Source organism: Xanthomonas sp. NCPPB 1067 (assembly GCF_020783795.1).
GTDB classification, from domain to species: Bacteria; Pseudomonadota; Gammaproteobacteria; order Xanthomonadales; family Xanthomonadaceae; genus Xanthomonas; species Xanthomonas melonis.
Map to the genome: position 1 here is coordinate 42,767 of NZ_JAJGQG010000027.1, position 18,035 is coordinate 60,801.

At 66.2% G+C, this 18,035-nt stretch carries 12 protein-coding genes and 1 tRNA gene; 9 read left to right on the forward strand and 4 right to left on the reverse strand.

The window, feature by feature from the left end; translation table 11 throughout:
* Positions 1–125: 125 nt before the first annotated feature.
* The 4 genes from LL962_RS17210 to LL962_RS17225 are packed head-to-tail and all read left to right on the forward strand — an operon-like array spanning position 126 to position 4,765.
* The gene (locus LL962_RS17210; protein ID WP_228317774.1) at positions 126–1,256 is read left to right on the forward strand and encodes a LacI family DNA-binding transcriptional regulator; all 1,131 of its coding nucleotides are present in this window, start codon (positions 126–128) and stop codon (positions 1,254–1,256) included.
* Positions 1,257–1,269: 13 nt separating this feature from the next.
* Complete coding sequence (fucP, locus tag LL962_RS17215) at positions 1,270–2,580, forward strand: L-fucose:H+ symporter permease (RefSeq protein WP_228317775.1); 1,311 nt, start codon at positions 1,270–1,272, stop codon at positions 2,578–2,580.
* Positions 2,577–3,563: a carbohydrate kinase family protein gene (locus LL962_RS17220; RefSeq protein WP_228317776.1), complete on the forward strand. Its 987-nt coding sequence runs from the start codon at positions 2,577–2,579 to the stop codon at positions 3,561–3,563. Before fucP ends, LL962_RS17220 begins: the two co-directional genes overlap by 4 nt.
* On the forward strand, positions 3,560–4,765 hold the full coding sequence (locus LL962_RS17225; RefSeq protein ID WP_228317777.1) for an AGE family epimerase/isomerase: 1,206 nt from the start codon (positions 3,560–3,562) through the stop codon (positions 4,763–4,765). The genes LL962_RS17220 and LL962_RS17225 overlap by 4 nt, the downstream gene beginning before the upstream one ends.
* A gap of 136 nt (positions 4,766–4,901) precedes the next feature.
* Here LL962_RS17225 and metH read toward each other — a convergent pair whose 3' ends face one another.
* The 3 genes from metH to LL962_RS17240 form a co-directional block, all read right to left on the reverse strand.
* The gene (gene metH, locus LL962_RS17230; protein ID WP_228317778.1) at positions 4,902–7,655 is read right to left on the reverse strand and encodes a methionine synthase; all 2,754 of its coding nucleotides are present in this window, start codon (positions 7,653–7,655) and stop codon (positions 4,902–4,904) included.
* Positions 7,656–7,896: 241 nt separating this feature from the next.
* Positions 7,897–9,036 carry a homocysteine S-methyltransferase family protein gene (locus LL962_RS17235; RefSeq protein ID WP_228317779.1) on the reverse strand — a complete coding sequence of 380 codons (1,140 nt, stop codon included), beginning with the start codon at positions 9,034–9,036 and terminating at the stop codon, positions 7,897–7,899.
* Positions 9,033–10,028 (reverse strand): ArsR/SmtB family transcription factor, encoded by a 996-nt coding sequence (locus tag LL962_RS17240; protein WP_228317780.1) that lies wholly within the window; start codon positions 10,026–10,028, stop codon positions 9,033–9,035. Before LL962_RS17240 ends, LL962_RS17235 begins: the two co-directional genes overlap by 4 nt.
* A 152-nt stretch (positions 10,029–10,180) precedes the next feature.
* Between LL962_RS17240 and LL962_RS17245 the strand changes: the two genes are divergently transcribed.
* A complete protein-coding gene (locus tag LL962_RS17245) occupies positions 10,181–11,299 on the forward strand; it encodes an acyl-CoA dehydrogenase family protein (RefSeq protein ID WP_228317787.1) in 1,119 nt (372 codons plus the stop codon).
* 288 nt (positions 11,300–11,587) lie between these two features.
* Positions 11,588–13,111 (forward strand): platelet-activating factor acetylhydrolase IB subunit, encoded by a 1,524-nt coding sequence (locus tag LL962_RS17250; protein WP_228317781.1) that lies wholly within the window; start codon positions 11,588–11,590, stop codon positions 13,109–13,111.
* Between the two features lie 375 nt (positions 13,112–13,486).
* Here the strand turns inward: LL962_RS17250 and LL962_RS17255 are convergent.
* Positions 13,487–13,573, reverse strand: a tRNA-Leu gene (locus LL962_RS17255).
* Between the two features lie 121 nt (positions 13,574–13,694).
* On the opposite strand from LL962_RS17255, the gene rnr reads away from it, so the two are divergent.
* From rnr to rlmB, 3 genes are all read left to right on the forward strand, one after another.
* Positions 13,695–16,199, forward strand: coding sequence for a ribonuclease R (rnr, locus tag LL962_RS17260; RefSeq protein ID WP_228317782.1), 2,505 nt, complete (start codon positions 13,695–13,697; stop codon positions 16,197–16,199).
* A 207-nt stretch (positions 16,200–16,406) separates the two neighbouring features.
* A complete protein-coding gene (locus LL962_RS17265; RefSeq protein ID WP_228317783.1) occupies positions 16,407–16,880 on the forward strand; it encodes a GFA family protein in 474 nt (157 codons plus the stop codon).
* Between the two features lie 298 nt (positions 16,881–17,178).
* On the forward strand, positions 17,179–17,928 hold the full coding sequence (rlmB, locus tag LL962_RS17270) for a 23S rRNA (guanosine(2251)-2'-O)-methyltransferase RlmB (protein WP_104587921.1): 750 nt from the start codon (positions 17,179–17,181) through the stop codon (positions 17,926–17,928).
* Positions 17,929–18,035 lie beyond the last annotated feature (107 nt).

Consider the following 18,035-nt stretch of genomic DNA (forward strand, 5'->3'; position numbering starts at 1 on the left):
GTCAGCCCCGGATCGCGGCCCTATGTTGCGCTGCCGCATGCAAAGCCTGCGGGGAACGGGCTTAATTGGATCGATCCAATTCAAGTCCATTGCATGCGCGACGTTCATTCAGCAGGGCCGGTCGCTTGACGCGTTCCAGGCCGGCGCCCGCCATCCCTGAGCCGGTCGATGCGCGCCCGGCGCGGCGCGGCGCGGTGACGTTGCGCGATATCGCCGCGGCGCTCGGCGTCTCGCGCGCCACCGTGTCGCTGGTGCTGCGTGGCAGCCCGCTGGTGCATGCCACGACCCGCGCACGCGTGGAGGCCGAGCTCGATCGGCAGCATTACGTCTACAACCGTGCGGCAGCCAATCTGCGCCAGCGGACCTCGTCCAGCATCGCGCTGGTGATCAACGATCTGTCCAACCCGTTCTTTGCCGAGTTCGCGGCGGGCGTCGACGAGGCGCTGGGCGCGGCCGGGTACGTGACCTTGCTCGGCAGCACCGGCGAGTCGACGCAACGCCAGCAGGCGGTGCTGACCTCGCTGATGGAGCACACGCCGGCCGGCATCATCCTTTCGCCGGCAGAGGGCAGCCAGGCGCAGGCGCTGGCGCAGGTGTTCGGCCGCCAGCGCAACGTGGTGCTGTTCAACCGCGAAGTGGAAGGGGCGGACTGGGATCTGCTGGCGCTGGATAACGAGCAGGGCGCCTTGCTGGCCTGTACGCATCTGATCGCCCAGGGGCACCGGCAGATCGTGTTCTTCGGCGGTCACGCCGATTCCAGCTCCTGCCGGCAGCGCCGTGTCGGCTATGCGCGCGCGATGTCCGAGGCCGGGCTGCCCGTGCACTACGTCGAGTCGGCGCCCAATCGCCAGGATGCGGCGCTGTGTGGCGCAGCCATGCTCGACGGCGGCGCGCACGGCGTCACCGCAGCGGTCTGCTACAACGACAGCGTTGCGCTGGGCCTGATGGCGGCCCTGGCGATGCGTGGCATCGTGCCCGGGCGCGACTTCGCGGTGACCGGCTTCGACGATATCGCCGAAGCCGCGTTGTTCACCCCCGCACTGACCACGCTGGCCGCCGATCCACGCGCGCGTGGTCGGCAGGCCGCGCAACTGGTGCTGCAACGCATCGGCAGCCCCGAGCTGGCCGCACAACGACTCACCGCCGCGGTCGCGTTGAAGGTGCGCGCCAGCAGCGCCTGCGCCCCGCCATCGGCCGGTCCGCTTCCGCCGTCGCACTCCCCCTCCCGTTTTCCCACCAAGGCCTCCGGCCGCTGACCAGGCAACTCCTATGGTTTCCCTTTCCACGCAATCCACCGTGCCAAGCGGCAGCAAGGCGCCCGTCAACAACGGCGTCGCGTTGTCGGTGGTCACCACGATCTTCTTCATGTGGGGCTTTCTCACCTGCCTCAACGACATCCTGATTCCGCACCTGAAGTCGGTGTTCGAACTCAACTTCGCGCAGGCGATGCTGGTGCAGTTCACCTTCTTCGGCGCGTACTTCCTGATGTCGCTGCCGGCCGGTTGGCTGGTGAACCGGCTGGGCTACAAGCTGGGCATCGTGGCCGGGCTGGCGGTAGCGGCGGTCGGTGCGCTGGGTTTCTGGCCGGCAGCGGAATTGCGCGTCTACGGCGCGTTTCTCGGTGCGTTGTTCGTCCTGGCGACCGGCATCACCATCCTGCAGGTGGCGGCCAACCCCTATGTCGCCTTGCTCGGCCCCGAGCGCAGTGCATCGAGCCGACTGACCCTGGCGCAGGCGCTCAACTCGCTGGGCACGGCGATCGCGCCGCTGCTGGGTGGCTGGTTGATCCTGTCCAACACGGTGATGAGCAGCGACGCGCTCAAGGCGCTGCCGGAACCCGAGCAGCTTGCCTATCGCGTGCAGGAAGCGCAGGCAGTGCAGGGCCCGTACATCGGGCTGGGCGTCGTGCTGTTCCTGCTGGCGATCTTCGTATTCCTGTTCCGCCTTCCGGCACTGACCGATGCCAGTGCGCCCAAGGACGAAAGCGCGCATACGCTGCGCGATGCGCTGCGCCATCCGCATGTGCGCTTCGGTGTGCTGGCGATCTTCTTCTATGTCGGCGCGGAAGTGGCGATCGGCAGCCTGATGGTCAATTACTTCTCGTTGCCGCAGATCGGCGGTTTCACCGAGCGCGAGGCGACCAAGTACGTATCGGCGTACTGGACGCTGGCGATGATCGGCCGCTTCATCGGCTCGGCGCTGCTGGCCAAGCTGTCGCCGCGCATCCTGCTGTCGGTGTTTGCCGCGATCAATGCGCTGTTGCTGGGCGCGACCATGGCCAGCGGCGGCATGCTGGCGGTGTACGCGCTGGTGGCGATCGGCCTGTTCAACTCCATCATGTTTCCGACCATTTTCACGCTGGGTATCGAGCGCCTGGGTCCGTTGACCGGCCGCGGTTCCAGTCTGCTGATCATGGCGATCGTCGGCGGCGCCATCGTGCCCTATCTGCAGGGCCTGCTGGCCGACAGCATTGGCCTGCACGAGTCGTTCGTGCTGCCACTGCTCTGCTATCTGTACATCGTGTTCTACGGCATCTGGGGTTCGCGCCTGCGTGGTGACCTGGCGGAGGCGCGCGCATGAGTGCCGTCAGGAACCAGGTGATCTGCTTCGGCGAAGCCCTGATCGACATGCTGGCCTTGCCGCAGGCCGCCAGCGACGATGCGCGCACCTTCGCGCAGTATGCCGGCGGCGCGCCGGCCAACGTGGCGGTGGCAGTGGCCAGACTCGGTGGCGCAGCGCATTTCGTTGGCATGCTCGGGCGCGACATGTTCGGCGATTTCCTGTTGCAGAGCCTGCAGCAGGCCGGCGTGGCCACCGATGGCATCGTGCGTACCGACCAGGCCAAGACCGCGCTGGCCTTCGTGGCGCTCGACGCCGCGGGCGAGCGCAGCTTCAGTTTCTACCGGCCACCGGCAGCCGACCTGCTGTTCCGCGCCGAACACTTCGCGGCCGACGGCTTCGCGCAGGCAGCGGTGCTGCATGTGTGCTCCAACAGCATGACCGAGCCGGAGATCGCGCAATGCACGCTCGATGGCATGCGCCGCGCACGCGATGCCGGCGCCATCGTCAGCCTGGACCTCAACCTGCGTCCGATGCTGTGGCCGCAGCACGTGGACCCGGCGCCGGTGCTATGGGAGGCGCTGGCCCTGGCCGATGTGGTCAAGCTTTCGCGCGAAGAACTCGACTATCTGGCCGGCAGCTTGAACGCCGATGCATCCGCGGTGACGCAGAAGCTTTGGCAGGGAAGGGCGAGCTGGCTGCTGGTCACCGATGGCGGTGGCCCGGTGCACTGGCAGACGCGTACCGACGCGGGCCAGGTGCCGACCTTCGACGTGCAGGTGCGCGACAGCACTGCGGCAGGCGACGCCTTCGTGGGCGGCCTGCTGTACCAACTGGCTGCGCGCGCGCTCCCGCTCGAGCGGCTGTGCGTCGATCCTGCGGCGATGGCCGAGGTGATTCGTTTCGCTGCTGCCGTTGGCGCATTGGCGGTCACGCGCAAGGGCGCGTTCGCCGCCATGCCCGGTATCGATGACGTCCATACCCTGATCCAGGAACAAGCATGAGCCCGTTGCCCGCATCCCCCACACCCGATTTCCGTTCGGCCGATGTCCTGCGTCAGCACATCGCAGACACCATGGCGTTCTACCACCCGCGCGCGATCGACCCTGCCGGCGGCTTCTTCCACTACTTCCGCGACGACGGCTCCGTGTACGACGCCGGCCACCGGCATCTGGTGAGCAGCACGCGCTTCGTCTTCAACTACGCGATGGCCTACCGCGAATTCGGCAATGCCGAGTACCTGGATGCGGTGCGCCACGGCCTGGATTACCTGCGCAACGTGCATCGTAACGCCGCCACCGGTGGCTATGCCTGGACCTTGCGCGATGGCGTGGTCGAAGACGACATGAACCACTGCTACGGCGTTGCGTTCGTGCTGCTCGCTTATTCGTGCGGACTGAAGGCCGGCATCGCCGAGGCGCGCGCATGGATGGACGAAACCTGGCAGCTGCTGGAGCGATACTTCTGGGAGCCGGAATTCGGCCTGTATCGCGACGAGGCCGACGCGCAGTTCAACTTCACCACGTATCGCGGCCAGAACGCCAACATGCACATGTGCGAGGCGATGATCGCCGCGTACGAGGCCAGTGGCGAGCAGCGCTATCTCGACCGCGCGCTGCAGCTGGCCGATCACATGACCCGGCGTCAGGCGGCCAAGGCCGATGGCCTGGTGTGGGAGCATTACGACCCGCAGTGGAACATCGACTGGGACTACAACCGCGACAATCCCAAGCATCTGTTCCGGCCATGGGGCTTCCAGCCAGGCCATCAGACCGAATGGGCCAAGCTGCTGATGCTGCTGGATCGCTATGCGCCGGCCGACTGGTTGTTGCCTACCGCCCGACACCTGTTCGATGTGGCGGTGGAGCGCTCGTGGGATGCACAGCGCGGCGGTCTGTACTACGGCTTCGCGCCGGATGGCCAGGTCTGCGACGACGACAAGTATTTCTGGGTGCAGGCCGAATCGCTGGCCGCCGCTGCCTTGCTCGCTCAACGCAGCGGCGATGCGCGCTATTGGCAGTGGTACGACAAGCTGTGGGACTACTCCTGGACACACATGATCGACCACCGTTATGGCGCGTGGTACCGCATTCTGGATGCGGACAACCGCAAGTACAGCGACGAAAAGAGCCCCGCCGGCAAGACCGATTACCACACCATGGGCGCGTGCTACGAAGTCTTGAACGTGTTGCGGCCGGTTGCTTGATGCTGGCGTGATCAAGGGCGCCGCCGCGCGATGCGTCGGTGGCGCCTAGGGGCGCACGCGGGTGCGATGAAGCTTTTCCGATAACGCCCGTCGCGCCCGGGTGCGCTCCTGCAATGTCTGCAGTCTGCAGATGCTCTTATTCCGGGTCGTAATCCAGGTTGGAGGCCAGCCAGCGCTCGGCCAGTGCCACGGTAATGCCCTTGCGCCTGGCGTAGTCGGCCACCTGTTCCTTGCCCAGCCGCCCGACCACGAAATACTGGCTCTTGGGATGGCTGAAGTAATAGCCGGACACCGCCGCCGTGGGCAGCATCGCAAAGCTCTCGGTCAGCGACATTTCGGCATTGCGCTCGGCGTCGAGCATGTCGAACAGCGTGCGTTTCTCGCTGTGCTCGGGGCAGGCCGGGTAACCGGGGGCCGGGCGGATGCCGCGATAGCGTTCGGCGATCAACGCCTCATTGTCCAGGTTCTCATCGTCGACATAGCCCCAGAATTCGGTGCGCACACGCTGGTGCAGGCGCTCGGCCAGCGCCTCGGCCAGACGGTCGGCCAGTGCCTTGAGCAGGATGGCGTTGTAGTCGTCGTGCGCAGCCTCGAAGCGGGCGACATGCGGGTCGATGCCGATGCCGGCAGTGACGGCAAACGCACCGATCCAGTCCTGTTTTCCGCTGTCCCTGGGGGCGATGAAATCGGCCAGGCAGAAGTCCGGACGATCGATGGGCTTGTCGACTTGCTGGCGCAGGAAATGCAGTAAACGCCGGGATTCGGGATTGGGAATTGGAGATTGGCCAGGCTGCTGCGAATCCCCAATCTCGGTTGCCGAAACCCGGTGGTCGGTCAGGACCACTTCAACATCATCGCCAACCGCATTAGCCGGCCACAGGCCGAACACGGCCTTGGCCCTCAGCCATTGTTCGTCGACGAGTTGCGTGAGCATGCGCCGCGCGTCGCGGTACAGCTCGCTGGCCTGGGTGCCGACGATCTCGTCGCTGAGGATCGCCGGGAACTTGCCGGCCAGTTCCCAGGCCTGGAAGAACGGGGTCCAGTCGATCAGCTCGACCAGCTCGGCCAGCGGGTAGTCGTCGAACACGTGCAGGCCCGGCTGACGCGGCGTCGGTGGCGTGTAGTTGCTCCAGTCGCCATCGAACCGCTGCGCACGCGCCTTCTCCAGCGACACCAGCCGCTTGGCGTCGCCACGGTTGCGGTGGCGGGCGCGGATTTCGGCGTAGTCGGCGTCGTTGGCGGCCACGAAGGCCTCGCGCAGGTCGCGCGAGATCAGCGATTGCGCCACGCCTACCGCGCGCGAGGCATCCTTCACCCAGACGGTGGGCGCGGTGTAATGCGGGTCGATCTTCAGCGCGGTATGCGCGCGCGAGGTGGTGGCACCGCCGATCAGCAGTGGAATCTCGAAGCCCTGGCGCTGCATCTCGCGCGCCACATGCGACATCTCTTCCAGTGACGGGGTGATCAATCCGGACAGGCCGATCAAGTCCGCATTCTCTTCGCGGGCGCGGTCCAGGATCACCTGCGCGCTGACCATGACGCCCAGGTCGACCACATCGAAGTTGTTGCAGGCCAATACCACGCCAACGATGTTCTTGCCGATGTCGTGCACATCGCCCTTGACCGTGGCCATGATGATCTTGCCGTTGGACTTGCCGACATCGCCGGTGCGCAACTTCTCCGCCTCGATGAAGGGCAGCAGGTAGGCGACGGCTTTCTTCATCACGCGTGCGGATTTGACCACCTGCGGCAGGAACATCTTGCCGGCGCCGAACAGGTCGCCGACTACGTTCATGCCGTCCATCAACGGGCCTTCGATCACGTCCAGCGGGCGCGTCGACTGCTGGCGCGCTTCCTCGGTGTCGATGTCCACATAGGCATCGATGCCGTGCACCAGCGCGTGCGCCAGGCGTGCGCGCACCGGCTTGTCGCGCCAGGCCAGGTCTTCGGTCTTCGCGGCGCCCTTGCTGCCCTTGTAGCGCTCGGCGATCTCCAGCAGACGTTCGGTGCCATCGCGGCGGCGATTGAGGATCACGTCTTCCACGCGCTCGCGCAGCTCCGGGTCCAGGTCGTCGTAGATCGGCATGCCGCCGGCATTGACGATGCCCATGTCCATGCCAGCCTTGATCGCGTGGAACAGGAACACCGAATGGATCGCCTGGCGCACGGTCTCGTTGCCGCGGAACGAGAACGAGACATTGGAGACGCCGCCGGATACGTGGCAATGCGGCAAGGTGTCCTTGATGATGCGGGTGGCTTCGATGAAATCCACCGCATAGTTGTCGTGTTCTTCGATACCGGTGGCCACGGCAAAGATGTTCGGGTCGAAGATGATGTCTTGCGGGGGGAAGCCGACCTGCTCGGTCAGTACCTTGTAGGCGCGCGTGCAGATCTCCACCTTGCGCGCACAGGTGTCGGCCTGGCCAGCCTCATCGAAGGCCATCACCACCGCGGCGGCACCGTAGCGCAGCACCTTGCGGGCCTGCTCGATGAACACCGCTTCGCCTTCCTTGAGCGAGATCGAATTGACCACGCTCTTGCCCTGCAGGCATTTCAGACCGGCTTCGATCACCGTCCACTTGGACGAATCGACCATCACCGGGATGCGCGCGATATCCGGCTCGGACATGATCAGGTTGAGGAAGCGGGTCATCGCCTTTTCGGAGTCGATCAGGCCCTCGTCCATGTTGACGTCGAGGATCTGCGCGCCGTTGGCGACCTGCTGGCGCGCCACCTCCACCGCCTCTTCGTAACGCTCTTCCTTGATCAGCTTGCGGAACTGCGCGCTGCCGGTGACGTTGGTGCGCTCGCCCACATTGACGAACAACAGGTCCGGGGTGATGACCAGAGGCTCCAGGCCGGACAGGCGGGTGTAGCGGGGAGTGCTCATGCAAGGCTCTGCCGGACGTTGAGGGCGCGATCGGTGGTGGTGAACCGGTGTTCACGGCTGTGCCACGGAAGGTGACGCGAAGCAGCCCTCATCCGGCGCTTCGCGCCACCTTCTCCCGCCAGCGGGAGAAGGGAAGTGCGCTGTCCTCGGAGCGCCATCGTGGCAGGCGACGCGACGCCCTTTCCTTCTCCCGCTTGCGGGAGAAGGTGCCCGAAGGGCGGATGAGGGGGCGGTTGGCACCTCACGCGGCCAGCTCCCGCGAGCCATGCAATTGCCGCGGCGGTAGATCTGCCACCGCCTCGGCGATGGCGCGGATGTGGTCGGGCGAGGTGCCGCAGCAACCGCCGACCAGATTGAGCAGGCCGGCCTGTGCGAACTCGCGCAGCGTGTGCGCCATCTCTTCCGGCGTTTCGTCGTAGTCGCCGAATGCATTCGGCAGGCCTGCATTCGGATGCGCGCTGACATAGGCGTCGGCAATCTGCGCCAGCGTCTCCACGTGCGGGCGCAGATCCTTGGCGCCGAGCGCGCAGTTCAGGCCGACCGACAAGGGCCGTCCATGCGCCACCGAAGCATAGAACGCTTCGGCGGTCTGCCCGGACAGCGTGCGTCCGGAGGCGTCGGTGATGGTGCCGGAAATCATCACCGGCAGGCGCCCGCCGCGCGCTTCGAAGACTTCTTCGATGGCGTACAGCGCTGCCTTGGCATTGAGGGTGTCGAAGATGGTTTCCACCATCAGCGTGTCGGCACCGCCGTCGATCAGCCCTTCGATCGCCTCGCGGTAGGTTTCCCGCAACGCGTCGAAGCTGGTGTTGCGGTAGCCGGGGTCGTTGACGTCCGGGCTGATCGAGGCCGTACGGCTGGTGGGGCCCAGCACCCCGATCACGAAGCGCGGCTTGTGCGGGGTCAGCGCTTGAACCGCATCGCAACAAGCACGCGCGACCTGGGCACCTGCCTTGTTCAGCTCGTACACCAGATGTTCCAGGTGATAGTCGGCTTGGCTGACCGAGGTGGCGTTGAAGGTATTGGTTTCCAGCAGGTCGGCACCGGCGTCCAGGTAGGCGCGGTGGATGCCAGCGATGATCTCCGGGCGGGTCAGCAGCAGCAGGTCGTTGTTGCCCTTGAGGTCGTGGCCTTCCGGCGCATGCGCGTGATCGCATCCAGGCCCATGCACGTGCGCGCTGTCGTAGCCGTCGGCGAAACGGGTGCCGCGGTAATCCGGTTCCTGCAGGTTGTGGCGCTGGATCATGGTGCCCATCGCGCCATCGATGATGAGGATGCGTTCGGCAAGCGCGGCAGTGAGCTTGGCTGCACGCTCCGGATGCAGCCACGGCAGCGAGAACGGGATTGGGGATTCGGGATTGGGGATTCGCGCCTGCGTCATGGTCCGGTTCTCCTCGCCGCAGTGTCTGTGTGTTCCACCAATCCCGAATCCCGATTCCCCATTCCCGGCTTCACCGCAATCAACGAAATCACTTCGAAATGCGGCGGGCGCTTCTCGCGCGTCACCGTCTCCAGGCTGGAGACGTCCAGCCCGGCCTTTTCGACGAATCGGCGCAATTCCTTGGCGGCGAAACCAAGATTGACGTGGCCATAGGCCTGCACTGCGGCGCGATGCTCGTGCTTGGCCAGGCTGCACAGCAGCAAGCGGCCGCCCGGGCGCAGCACGCGCGCCGATTCGGCCACCGCCTGCGCCGGCTTGGCGGCGTAGGTGAGTGCGTGCATCAGCACCACCAGGTCGAAGCTGGCATCGGGGAAGGGCAGCGCATGCATGTCGCCTTCGCGCACTTCCACGTTACCCAGCTTGCGCAGGCGTTCGCTGGCGGCGGCGACCACGCGGGCGCTGGTGTCGATACAGATGTAGCGGGTGGCGTGCGGCGCCACCAGTTCGGCCAGCACGCCGTCGCCGGAGGCGATGTCCAGCACGTCGCCGGTTTCCAGCAAGGGCAGGGCCGTGCGTGCCAGCGCTTCCCAGGTGCGGCCGGGTGAATAGTGGCGCTCCATGTCGCCGGCCACCGAATCGGCCCAGTTCTGGTCGGCGGCACGATTGGCCAGCACGGCGGCCACGCGTTCGGCGTCCTGACGCAGCAGCGGGTCGTCGCTGCCGGTACTCAGTGCCAGCCACAGTGCGCGCTGGGCCGGATCCAGCGAGACCTCGTCGTAGCGGTAATACGCGGAGACACCGGCCCGGCGGTCGCGCACCAGCCCGGCTTCCTTGAGCTTGGCCAGATGGGTGGACACGCGCGGCTGGGCCAGGCGGGTGATGGCCGACAGCTCGGCCACGGTGAGCTCTTCCTGTTCCAGCAAGGCCAGCAGGCGTACCCGGGTGGCGTCGGCGAATACTTTCAGGCGGGCCGACCAGTCTTCCAGATCCATGAATATCTCTATATCGCGATATGGAGATATTTTCGGCCGGGCAGGGAGTGGGGTCAACTACATACGCATGCGAATGGTTGTGGCTACAATGGGCGCACAGTCAATACCCGGAGGGGTCGAACGTGGATTTCAGCTTTACCGAAGAACAACTGATGATCCAGGACGTGGCCCGCCGGATCGGCCAGGAAAAGATCGCCCCCAGCGCCGAGCACTTCGACCGCAGCGGCGAGTTCCCGCTGGAAAACATCCAGTTGCTGGGCGAGAACGGCCTGATGGGCATCGAGGTGCCGGCCGAGTACGGTGGCGCGGGCATGGACCCGATCAGCTATGCGCTGGCGATGATCGAGATCGCTGCCGCCGACGGTGCGCACTCGACCATCATGTCGGTCAACAACTCGCTGTTCTGCACCGGCATCCTGAAGAACGGCACCGAGGCGCAGAAGCAGCTGTACGTACGCGCGATTGCCGAGGGCACCCACATCGGCGCGTTCGCGCTGACCGAGCCGCAGTCCGGCTCCGATGCGTCGGCGATGCGTTGCCGTGCAGTCAAGCAGGGCGATGGCAGCTTTGTCATCAACGGCAAGAAGAGCTGGATCACCTCCGGCCCGGTGGCCAAGTACATCGTGCTGTTCGCGGTGACCGAACCGGACAAGGGATCGCGCGGCATCACCGCGTTCATGGTCGATACCGAGCGCGCCGGCTTCCACCGCGGCAAGACCGAGCCCAAGCTCGGCATTCGCGCCTCGGCCACCTGCGAGATCGAGTTCGCCGACTACGTGGCGCAGCCGGACGAAGTGCTGGGCGCCGAAGGCGAGGGCTTCAAGACCGCGATGAGCGTGCTCGATGCCGGCCGTATCGGTATCGCCTCGCAGGCGGTGGGTATCGCGCGCGCCGCCTATGAAGCCACGCTGGCCTACGTGAAGGAGCGCAAGGCGTTCGGCGCAGCGATCGGCACCTTCCAGATGACCCAGGCCAAGATCGCCGACATGAAGTGCAAGCTGGACGCAGCACTGCTGCTGACGCTGCGCGCGGCCTGGCTCAAGGGTCAGGGGCAGAAATTCGGCACCGAGGCGGCCGTGGCCAAGCTCACCGCGTCCGAAGCGGCGATGTGGATCACCCACCAGGCCGTGCAGATCCATGGCGGCATGGGCTACTCGAAGGAAATGCCGCTGGAGCGCTACTTCCGCGACGCGAAGATCACCGAGATCTACGAAGGCACCTCCGAAATCCAGCGCCTGGTGATCGCGCGCGGCGAGACCGGGCTGCGCTGAGGTCGGCCGCGCTCCAGCGCTGCCGCAGGCGCGGCAACGCTGGATCGCTCACAGAGATGTGAAGATCACCGAGGTCTACGAAGACCTCCCAAATCCAGCGCCTGGTGATCGCGTGTCGGCACGCTCCTGCATCGGCCGGTGCGCAGGATGGGATGCAGCAGCGTTATCGGGCCAGTGGCGCACATTAGCCATCGCGCCGCGCCTGAGTGCAGATGCTGCGCGATGGCGCTTGTCGTTCGCCGCGGCAGCGGACCACAATCGCCGCTTCTCTCCGTTTCTGGTGCGCGCATGTTCCGGTCGTTGCATATTGCGCTTTTCCGCGCTTCGCTGTCTGCCATCGCGCTTGCGCTGATGTGCGGGGGGCTGTTGCTGGCCTGCGCCACCGCAGGGGCGCAGACGCCGCCGCCTTCCATCGTGCCCACCGACCGGCTGCAGGAGCCCTGGTGGGTGCAGCGGCATGCGCAGGTGCTGGAGCAGGTCAAACAGCACCCGAACACCAGGCTGCTGCTGATCGGCGATTCGATCACCCAGAACTACGAGAAAGCCAAGCTGCCAGACGAAGACTTCCAGTCCACCTGGCAAACCTTCTACGGCAGTCGCGGCGCCCTGAATCTGGGCTTCAGCGGCGATGGCACCGAAAACCTGCTGTGGCGGCTGGCCAATGGCGAAGTGGATGGTCTGCAGCCCAAGGTCGCGCTGGTGCTGATCGGCACCAACAACACCGGTCACCTCGACCAGAGCGCCGAGCAGACCCAACTGGGTATCGATGCGGTGGTCGCGGCGCTCGAACAGAAGTTGCCGCGCACCCATATCCTGCTGCTGAGCGTGCTGCCCAGCGAGATCTCGGTGGAGAAGTCGCGGCGCGACGCGCAGGTCAATCAGGGGTTGGCCGTGCGCTACGGCGACAATCCGCGCGTGACCTATCTGGACGTGAGTTCGGTATTCCAGCGCGGCGGCGCACTGCGCACCGAGCTGTTCTACGACCCGCGCCTGCGCCCTGCCGCCGGTGCCCTGCATCCGGATACGCAGGGTCAGCGCATGCTGGCCGAGGCGATCGAGCCGACCCTTGCGCGGCTGCTAGGCGAGCCGCCGGTCAAGCCGGTGGCCGAGCTCGGCCGCGATGCGGCGACCTCGCTGATGCCGGTCGATTGGCTGGAACAGGATTCCTACGACTGGTACGCCCGCCACCATGCCGCGCTGGCCGAGGCGCGCACGCTCAAGCCCGAGGTGGTGATGATCGGTGACTCGATCACCCATTTCTGGGCCGGTCCGCCGCAGGCCACCCGCGTCAGCGGCCTGGATTCCTGGCAATGGCTGTACGGCAAACGGCGGGTGCTGAATCTGGGCTTCGGCTGGGATCGCACCCAGAACGTGTTGTGGCGCATCCGCCAGGGCGAACTCGACGGCCTGGATCCGCGCTGGGTGGTGCTGCACATCGGGACCAACAATCTCACCGGCACCGCGCAGGCGCGCGCCAGCACGCCGGCCGAAGCTGCCAAGGGCGTGGAGGCGGTGGTCGCCGAGGTGCGCCGCCGGTTGCCTGGCAGCAAGCTGATCCTGATGCAGATCATGCCACGCGGCTTCCGTGCCGACAGTCCGCTACGGGCGCCGATCGCCGAAACCAATCGTCTGCTTGCCGCCCGTTTCGCCAGGGATCCGTCGGTGCAGTTACTGGATATCGGGCCGCGGATGCTGCAACCGGACGGATCCCTGCCCGAAGCCTTGATGCCCGACAGCACCCATCCCAGCGACGCCGGCTACCGTATCTGGGCCCAGGCCTTGCGCGCTGCAGGCATCACCGCGGGGCGATGAGGTGGTCGGGCAGGTGCCAGGCGTGGCGCAGTCCAGGGCTGCGCTGACATCGACTGCGCGTGCCGGTCAGTGAGTATCGCGGGTCGCGCTGCGGCTTGCGTTCGCTTGTATCCGCTCGAGTCGGCTGCGCGGCTAAATCGTCAGCCAGGCTGATCCGGAGGCATTGGCGCCGATACGACACAGCGCATGATCGTTGGCCGTCCTGGCATGCGTGGGGCCGATGCGAGAGCCGCTTGCACGCTGCGCCGTCGCCAGCGGCCGTTGAACTGATCGAACAGGCAGGGGCATGGTGCAGGCCGAGGTGATCAGAGGTGCCGGAAGACATCGGACCCCAGAAACCAGAAGACCCCCGATCGCTCGGAGGTCTTTTTAAACTGGTGCCCAGAAGAGGACTCGAACCTCCACGAAGTTGCCCCCGCTAGCACCTGAAGCTAGTGCGTCTACCAATTCCGCCACCTGGGCAGGTGAGCCGCGAATTCTGCAGACTCCCGCAGGGCTTGTCAACGCTTTTTACAGGCCGATCGCCGACGGCCGGCGTCGGCCTGCCGCCCACGCCAGGACCGCAGGGGGTACCATAAGCGCAATGACAAAGAAAAACCCCCCAGATTCCGCCCGGCCCAGTCGCCGTAAAGCCTCCAAAGCGGGCGATTCCTCTACCGCCGAGCAACAGAAGTTGCCGGGGTGGATGCCGGACTTTCTGGTTCGCGCCGCCGCCGGCGCTTCGACCAGGTCCGCAAACAAGCGCTCCGCCGCCAAGTCGTCTCCGGAGTTGCCCAGCGCCACGCGCGCACCGCATCCGCGCAAGAGCGGGCCACCGGCGCCGCCGCCCGAGCGGTTCGCCGAGCCTGCGGCCGCTTCCGCCCCGGGCTTCAAGGACCCGCATGCCGACCGCGAGGCGCTGCGCTATGCCGAGCCGATCGCCAGCCGCGAAGCCATCCTGCAGCTGCTGGAGGCCTGCGACGGCCCGCAGACCGCCGAAGAGATCGCCGGGCAGCTCGGCCTGAGCGCGCGTATCGACGCACTCGGCAAGCGCCTGGCCGCGATGGTGCGCGAGGCGCAGCTGGTGCAGAACCGCCGCGGCGGCTATGCACCGGTGCAGCAGACCAGCCTGATCGCCGGGGTGGTGATCGCCAACCCGGAAGGCTTCGGATTCCTCAAGCCGGACGAGGGCGGCGACGACCTGTTCCTGCCACCTTTCGAAATGCGCAAGGTGATGCACGGCGATCGTGCACTGGTCAATGTCACCGGCATCGATCGCCGCGGGCGCCGCGAAGGCGCCATCGCACGTGTGCTCGAACGTGGCATGTCGCGCATGCTGGGCCGCTTCTTCTACGAACACGGCGTGGCCTACGTCGATCCGGACGACAAGCGCATCCAGCGCAATGTGCAGATCGCGCCGGATGGGATTGGCGAGGCGCGCGAAGGCCAGCTGGTGGTATGCGAGCTGATCGCGCCGCCGGACGCGCGCCGCCCCGCCATCGGCAGGATCATCGCTGTGCTTGGCGACAAGTTGACGCCATCGCTGGTGGTGGAGATGGCCATCCACGGCCACGAATTGCCGCACGAGTTTCCGCAGCAAGTGCTGGACGAAGCGGCGGCCGTGCCGCTGGTGGTGGAGCCGCAGATGATCGGCGGCCGGGTGGACCTGCGGCAGATGCCGCTGGTCACCATCGACGGCGAGGACGCCAAGGATTTCGACGACGCGGTGTACTGCGAACCCAATGCCGACGGTTTCCGTCTGGTGGTGGCGATCGCCGACGTGTCCAACTATGTGCGCCCAGGCACGCCGCTGGACGAGGAGGCGCAGAAACGTGCCACGTCGGTGTATTTCCCCGGGTTCGTGGTGCCGATGTTGCCGGAGACGTTGTCCAACGGCATCTGCTCGCTGATGCCCAAGGTGGATCGCATGTGCTTCGTCTGCGACATGCAGGTGGGGCGCGATGGCGAGGTGACCGGGTCGCGCTTCTACGAAGCGGTGATGAACTCGCATGCGCGCCTGACCTACAACCAGGTCTGGAAGGCGGTGGGCGAGGACGATGCCGACACCAAGGCCTTCATCGGTCCGCTGTTGCCGCAAGTGCAGCGTCTGCATCAGCTCTACCACCTGTTGTCGAAAGCGCGCACGCAGCGTGGCGCGATCGAGTTCGAAACCTCGGAAGTGCGCTTCGTACTCGACAACACCGGCGAAGTGACCCAGGCCGGCATGCTGGTGCGCAACGATGCGCACAAGCTGATCGAAGAATGCATGATCGCCGCCAACGTGGAGGCGGCGCGCTATCTGCTGAGCGTGCATGTGCCCGCGCCCTACCGCGTGCACGAGCGGCCGCCGGAGAGCAAATACGAGGACCTGCTGGAGTTTCTCAAGGAATTCCAGCTCAGCCTGCCGGCCTGGAGCAAGGTGCGCCCCGGCGATTACACCAAGCTGCTGAAGAAGGTGCGCGCACGTCCCGATGCGGCGTTGCTGGAATCGGTGCTGCTGCGCAGCCAGAGTCTGGCGGTGTACTCGCCCGACAACCACGGCCACTTCGGCCTGGCGCTGGAGGCGTATGCGCATTTCACCTCGCCGATCCGTCGTTATCCGGATCTGCTGGTGCACCGCGCGATCAAGCATGCGCTGACCGGCGCCAGCCCTGAGAAATTCCTCTACACCCCGCGGCAGATGGCTGCGCTGGCGCTGCAGTGTTCCGAGCGTGGGCGGCGCGCCGACGAGGCCGAACGCGAGGTGGACGAGCGCTACCGCGCTGCCTGGATGGAAAAACACGTCGGCCGCCAGTTCGACGGCGTGATCAGTGGCGTGACCGGGTTCGGCCTGTTCGTGGAGCTCAACGAGTCCAAGGTCAACGGCCTGGTACACGTCACCCAGTTGCCGCAGGACTATTACCAGTTCGACCCGATCCGCAAGACGCTCAGTGGCGAACGCCGCGGCCGTGAGTTCCGTCTGGGCGATCCGGTGCGCGTGCTGGTGCTCAAGGCCAGCATGGAAGAGCGCAAGATCGACTTCCGCCTGACCGACGATGGCGCAGCGCCTGAGGCGCCGCTGCCGCCGCGCGAGACCCCGACCAAGCGCAAGAAGAAAAAGTCGCTCTGAGATGTCCGATGGCGTGGCGGGCTTGCGGGATGGTGGCCCGCACGACGGCGAGGCAACCGGAAGAACGCCGGCAAGGTGGAGCGGGAAGTGAGCAGGTGGGTGCGGCTGCGCAGTCCTAGTGTCGGCCGCTCCCATCGATGTGTGGGCCGTAGCGGATGTTCCTGGTCCGCAATGGCGTGCGTAGCAGACCGACTTGCGGAGCAGACGATGGAGACTTCGAGCGAGTACAGTGGTGGCTGCCAGTGCGGGGCCGTGCGTTTTCACGTGCGTGGCGTGTTGGTCGATGCATCGATCTGTCACTGCCGGATGTGCCAGAAGGCCTTCGGAGCGTATTACGCACCGTTGGTGTCGGTACGCGGTACCGAGTTCCGCTGGACCCGCGGTGCGCCCAGGCGTTTCGCCTCCTCGTCGGTGGTGCAGCGTGGTTTCTGCGCCGAGTGCGGCACTCCATTGACCTACGAGGCGCCCGATGGCGTAGCGGTCGCCGCGGGCGCATTCGATGCACCGGAACGATTGCCGCCGCATATCCAGTACGGCGTGGATCGCAAGCTGCCCTTCGTCGATAACCTGGCGCAGTTGCCCACGCGCCCGCCCGAAGACGATGCCGCCGCCGTGGCGTTTCTGGCCAGCGTGGTGTCGCGGCAGCATCCGGACCACGATACCGAGCGGTGGCCGGGGTAAGCAGCCCAGGGTGTGGCGCGTGCTCGATCGCGGTACGCAGGCATCCCGACGGCGTGGTCTGGCTCGCTACTGATATCCGCCTGCGGCAAGGCGCACGCAGCTAGCGGCTGACAGCCCTTCATGGCGCGATGCGCGGCAAGGTGTGCGTGCCTTGGTCGGGAATCGCTGGTGCGCCAGTCGGGCCAGCCACTGCATGGCGTGCGGGCATCGCGGCCCCACGTCATGGCGCGTGCCCCGGCCGTGACGTATCCGGCCGCAGGCCCTACCATTCCCCTTTACCTTTTTCTATTCCCGCGCAATGAGCAAGCAGAACCAGTGGATCGTCGGCGTCAATGCCGTCGCCTCGTCCGTCGAGAACGACGCCGACAACGTGCGCGAGGTGCTGATCGAGGCAGGAAGCAAGAATCCACGCCTCACCGAGATCGAGGAGCAGGCGCGCCGCAAGGGCATCGACGTGCGCCGGGTTGCCACGCAGGCGCTGGACGGCGTGGGCGGGCAGGTGCGCCACCAGGGCGTGGCCGCGCGCTATGCCGCCGCGCGCCTGTGGGCCGAGAACGAACTGGAAGGGCTGATCGCCGCAGCCGACGGGCGCGCACTGGTGCTGGTGCTCGATGGTGTGCAGGATCCGCACAACCTGGGCGCCTGTCTGCGCAGTGCGGCGGCGGCAGGCGTGACCGCAGTGGTCATCCCAAAGGACAAGTCGGCCACTGTGAACGCCACCGTGCGCAAGACCTCGGCCGGCGCTGCCGACCGCATTCCGGTGGTGGCGGTGACCAACCTGGCACGCTGCCTGCGCGATCTGCAGAAGCAAGGCGTGTGGCTGTACGGCCTGGCCGGCGAAGCCGAGGCGTCGTTGTACGACGTGGATCTGCGCGGCAATGTCGGGCTGGTGCTTGGCGGCGAAGCCGATGGCCTGCGCCGGCTGACCCGCGAACACTGCGACGGGCTGGTCAAGATCCCGATGCCGGGCGATATCGAAAGCCTCAATGTATCGGTGGCTACCGGGGTGACATTGTTCGAGGCAGTGCGTCAACGGTTGGGCAGATGATCGCTCGGCGTTTCGCGCTGCGGTTGGGGTCGCTGACGTCGGCTCGCCGGTCGCGTCGAGCGAACGCGCGTGCTGCCGCAAGGGTGCCGCGTGGGCCTGTCGGCGAT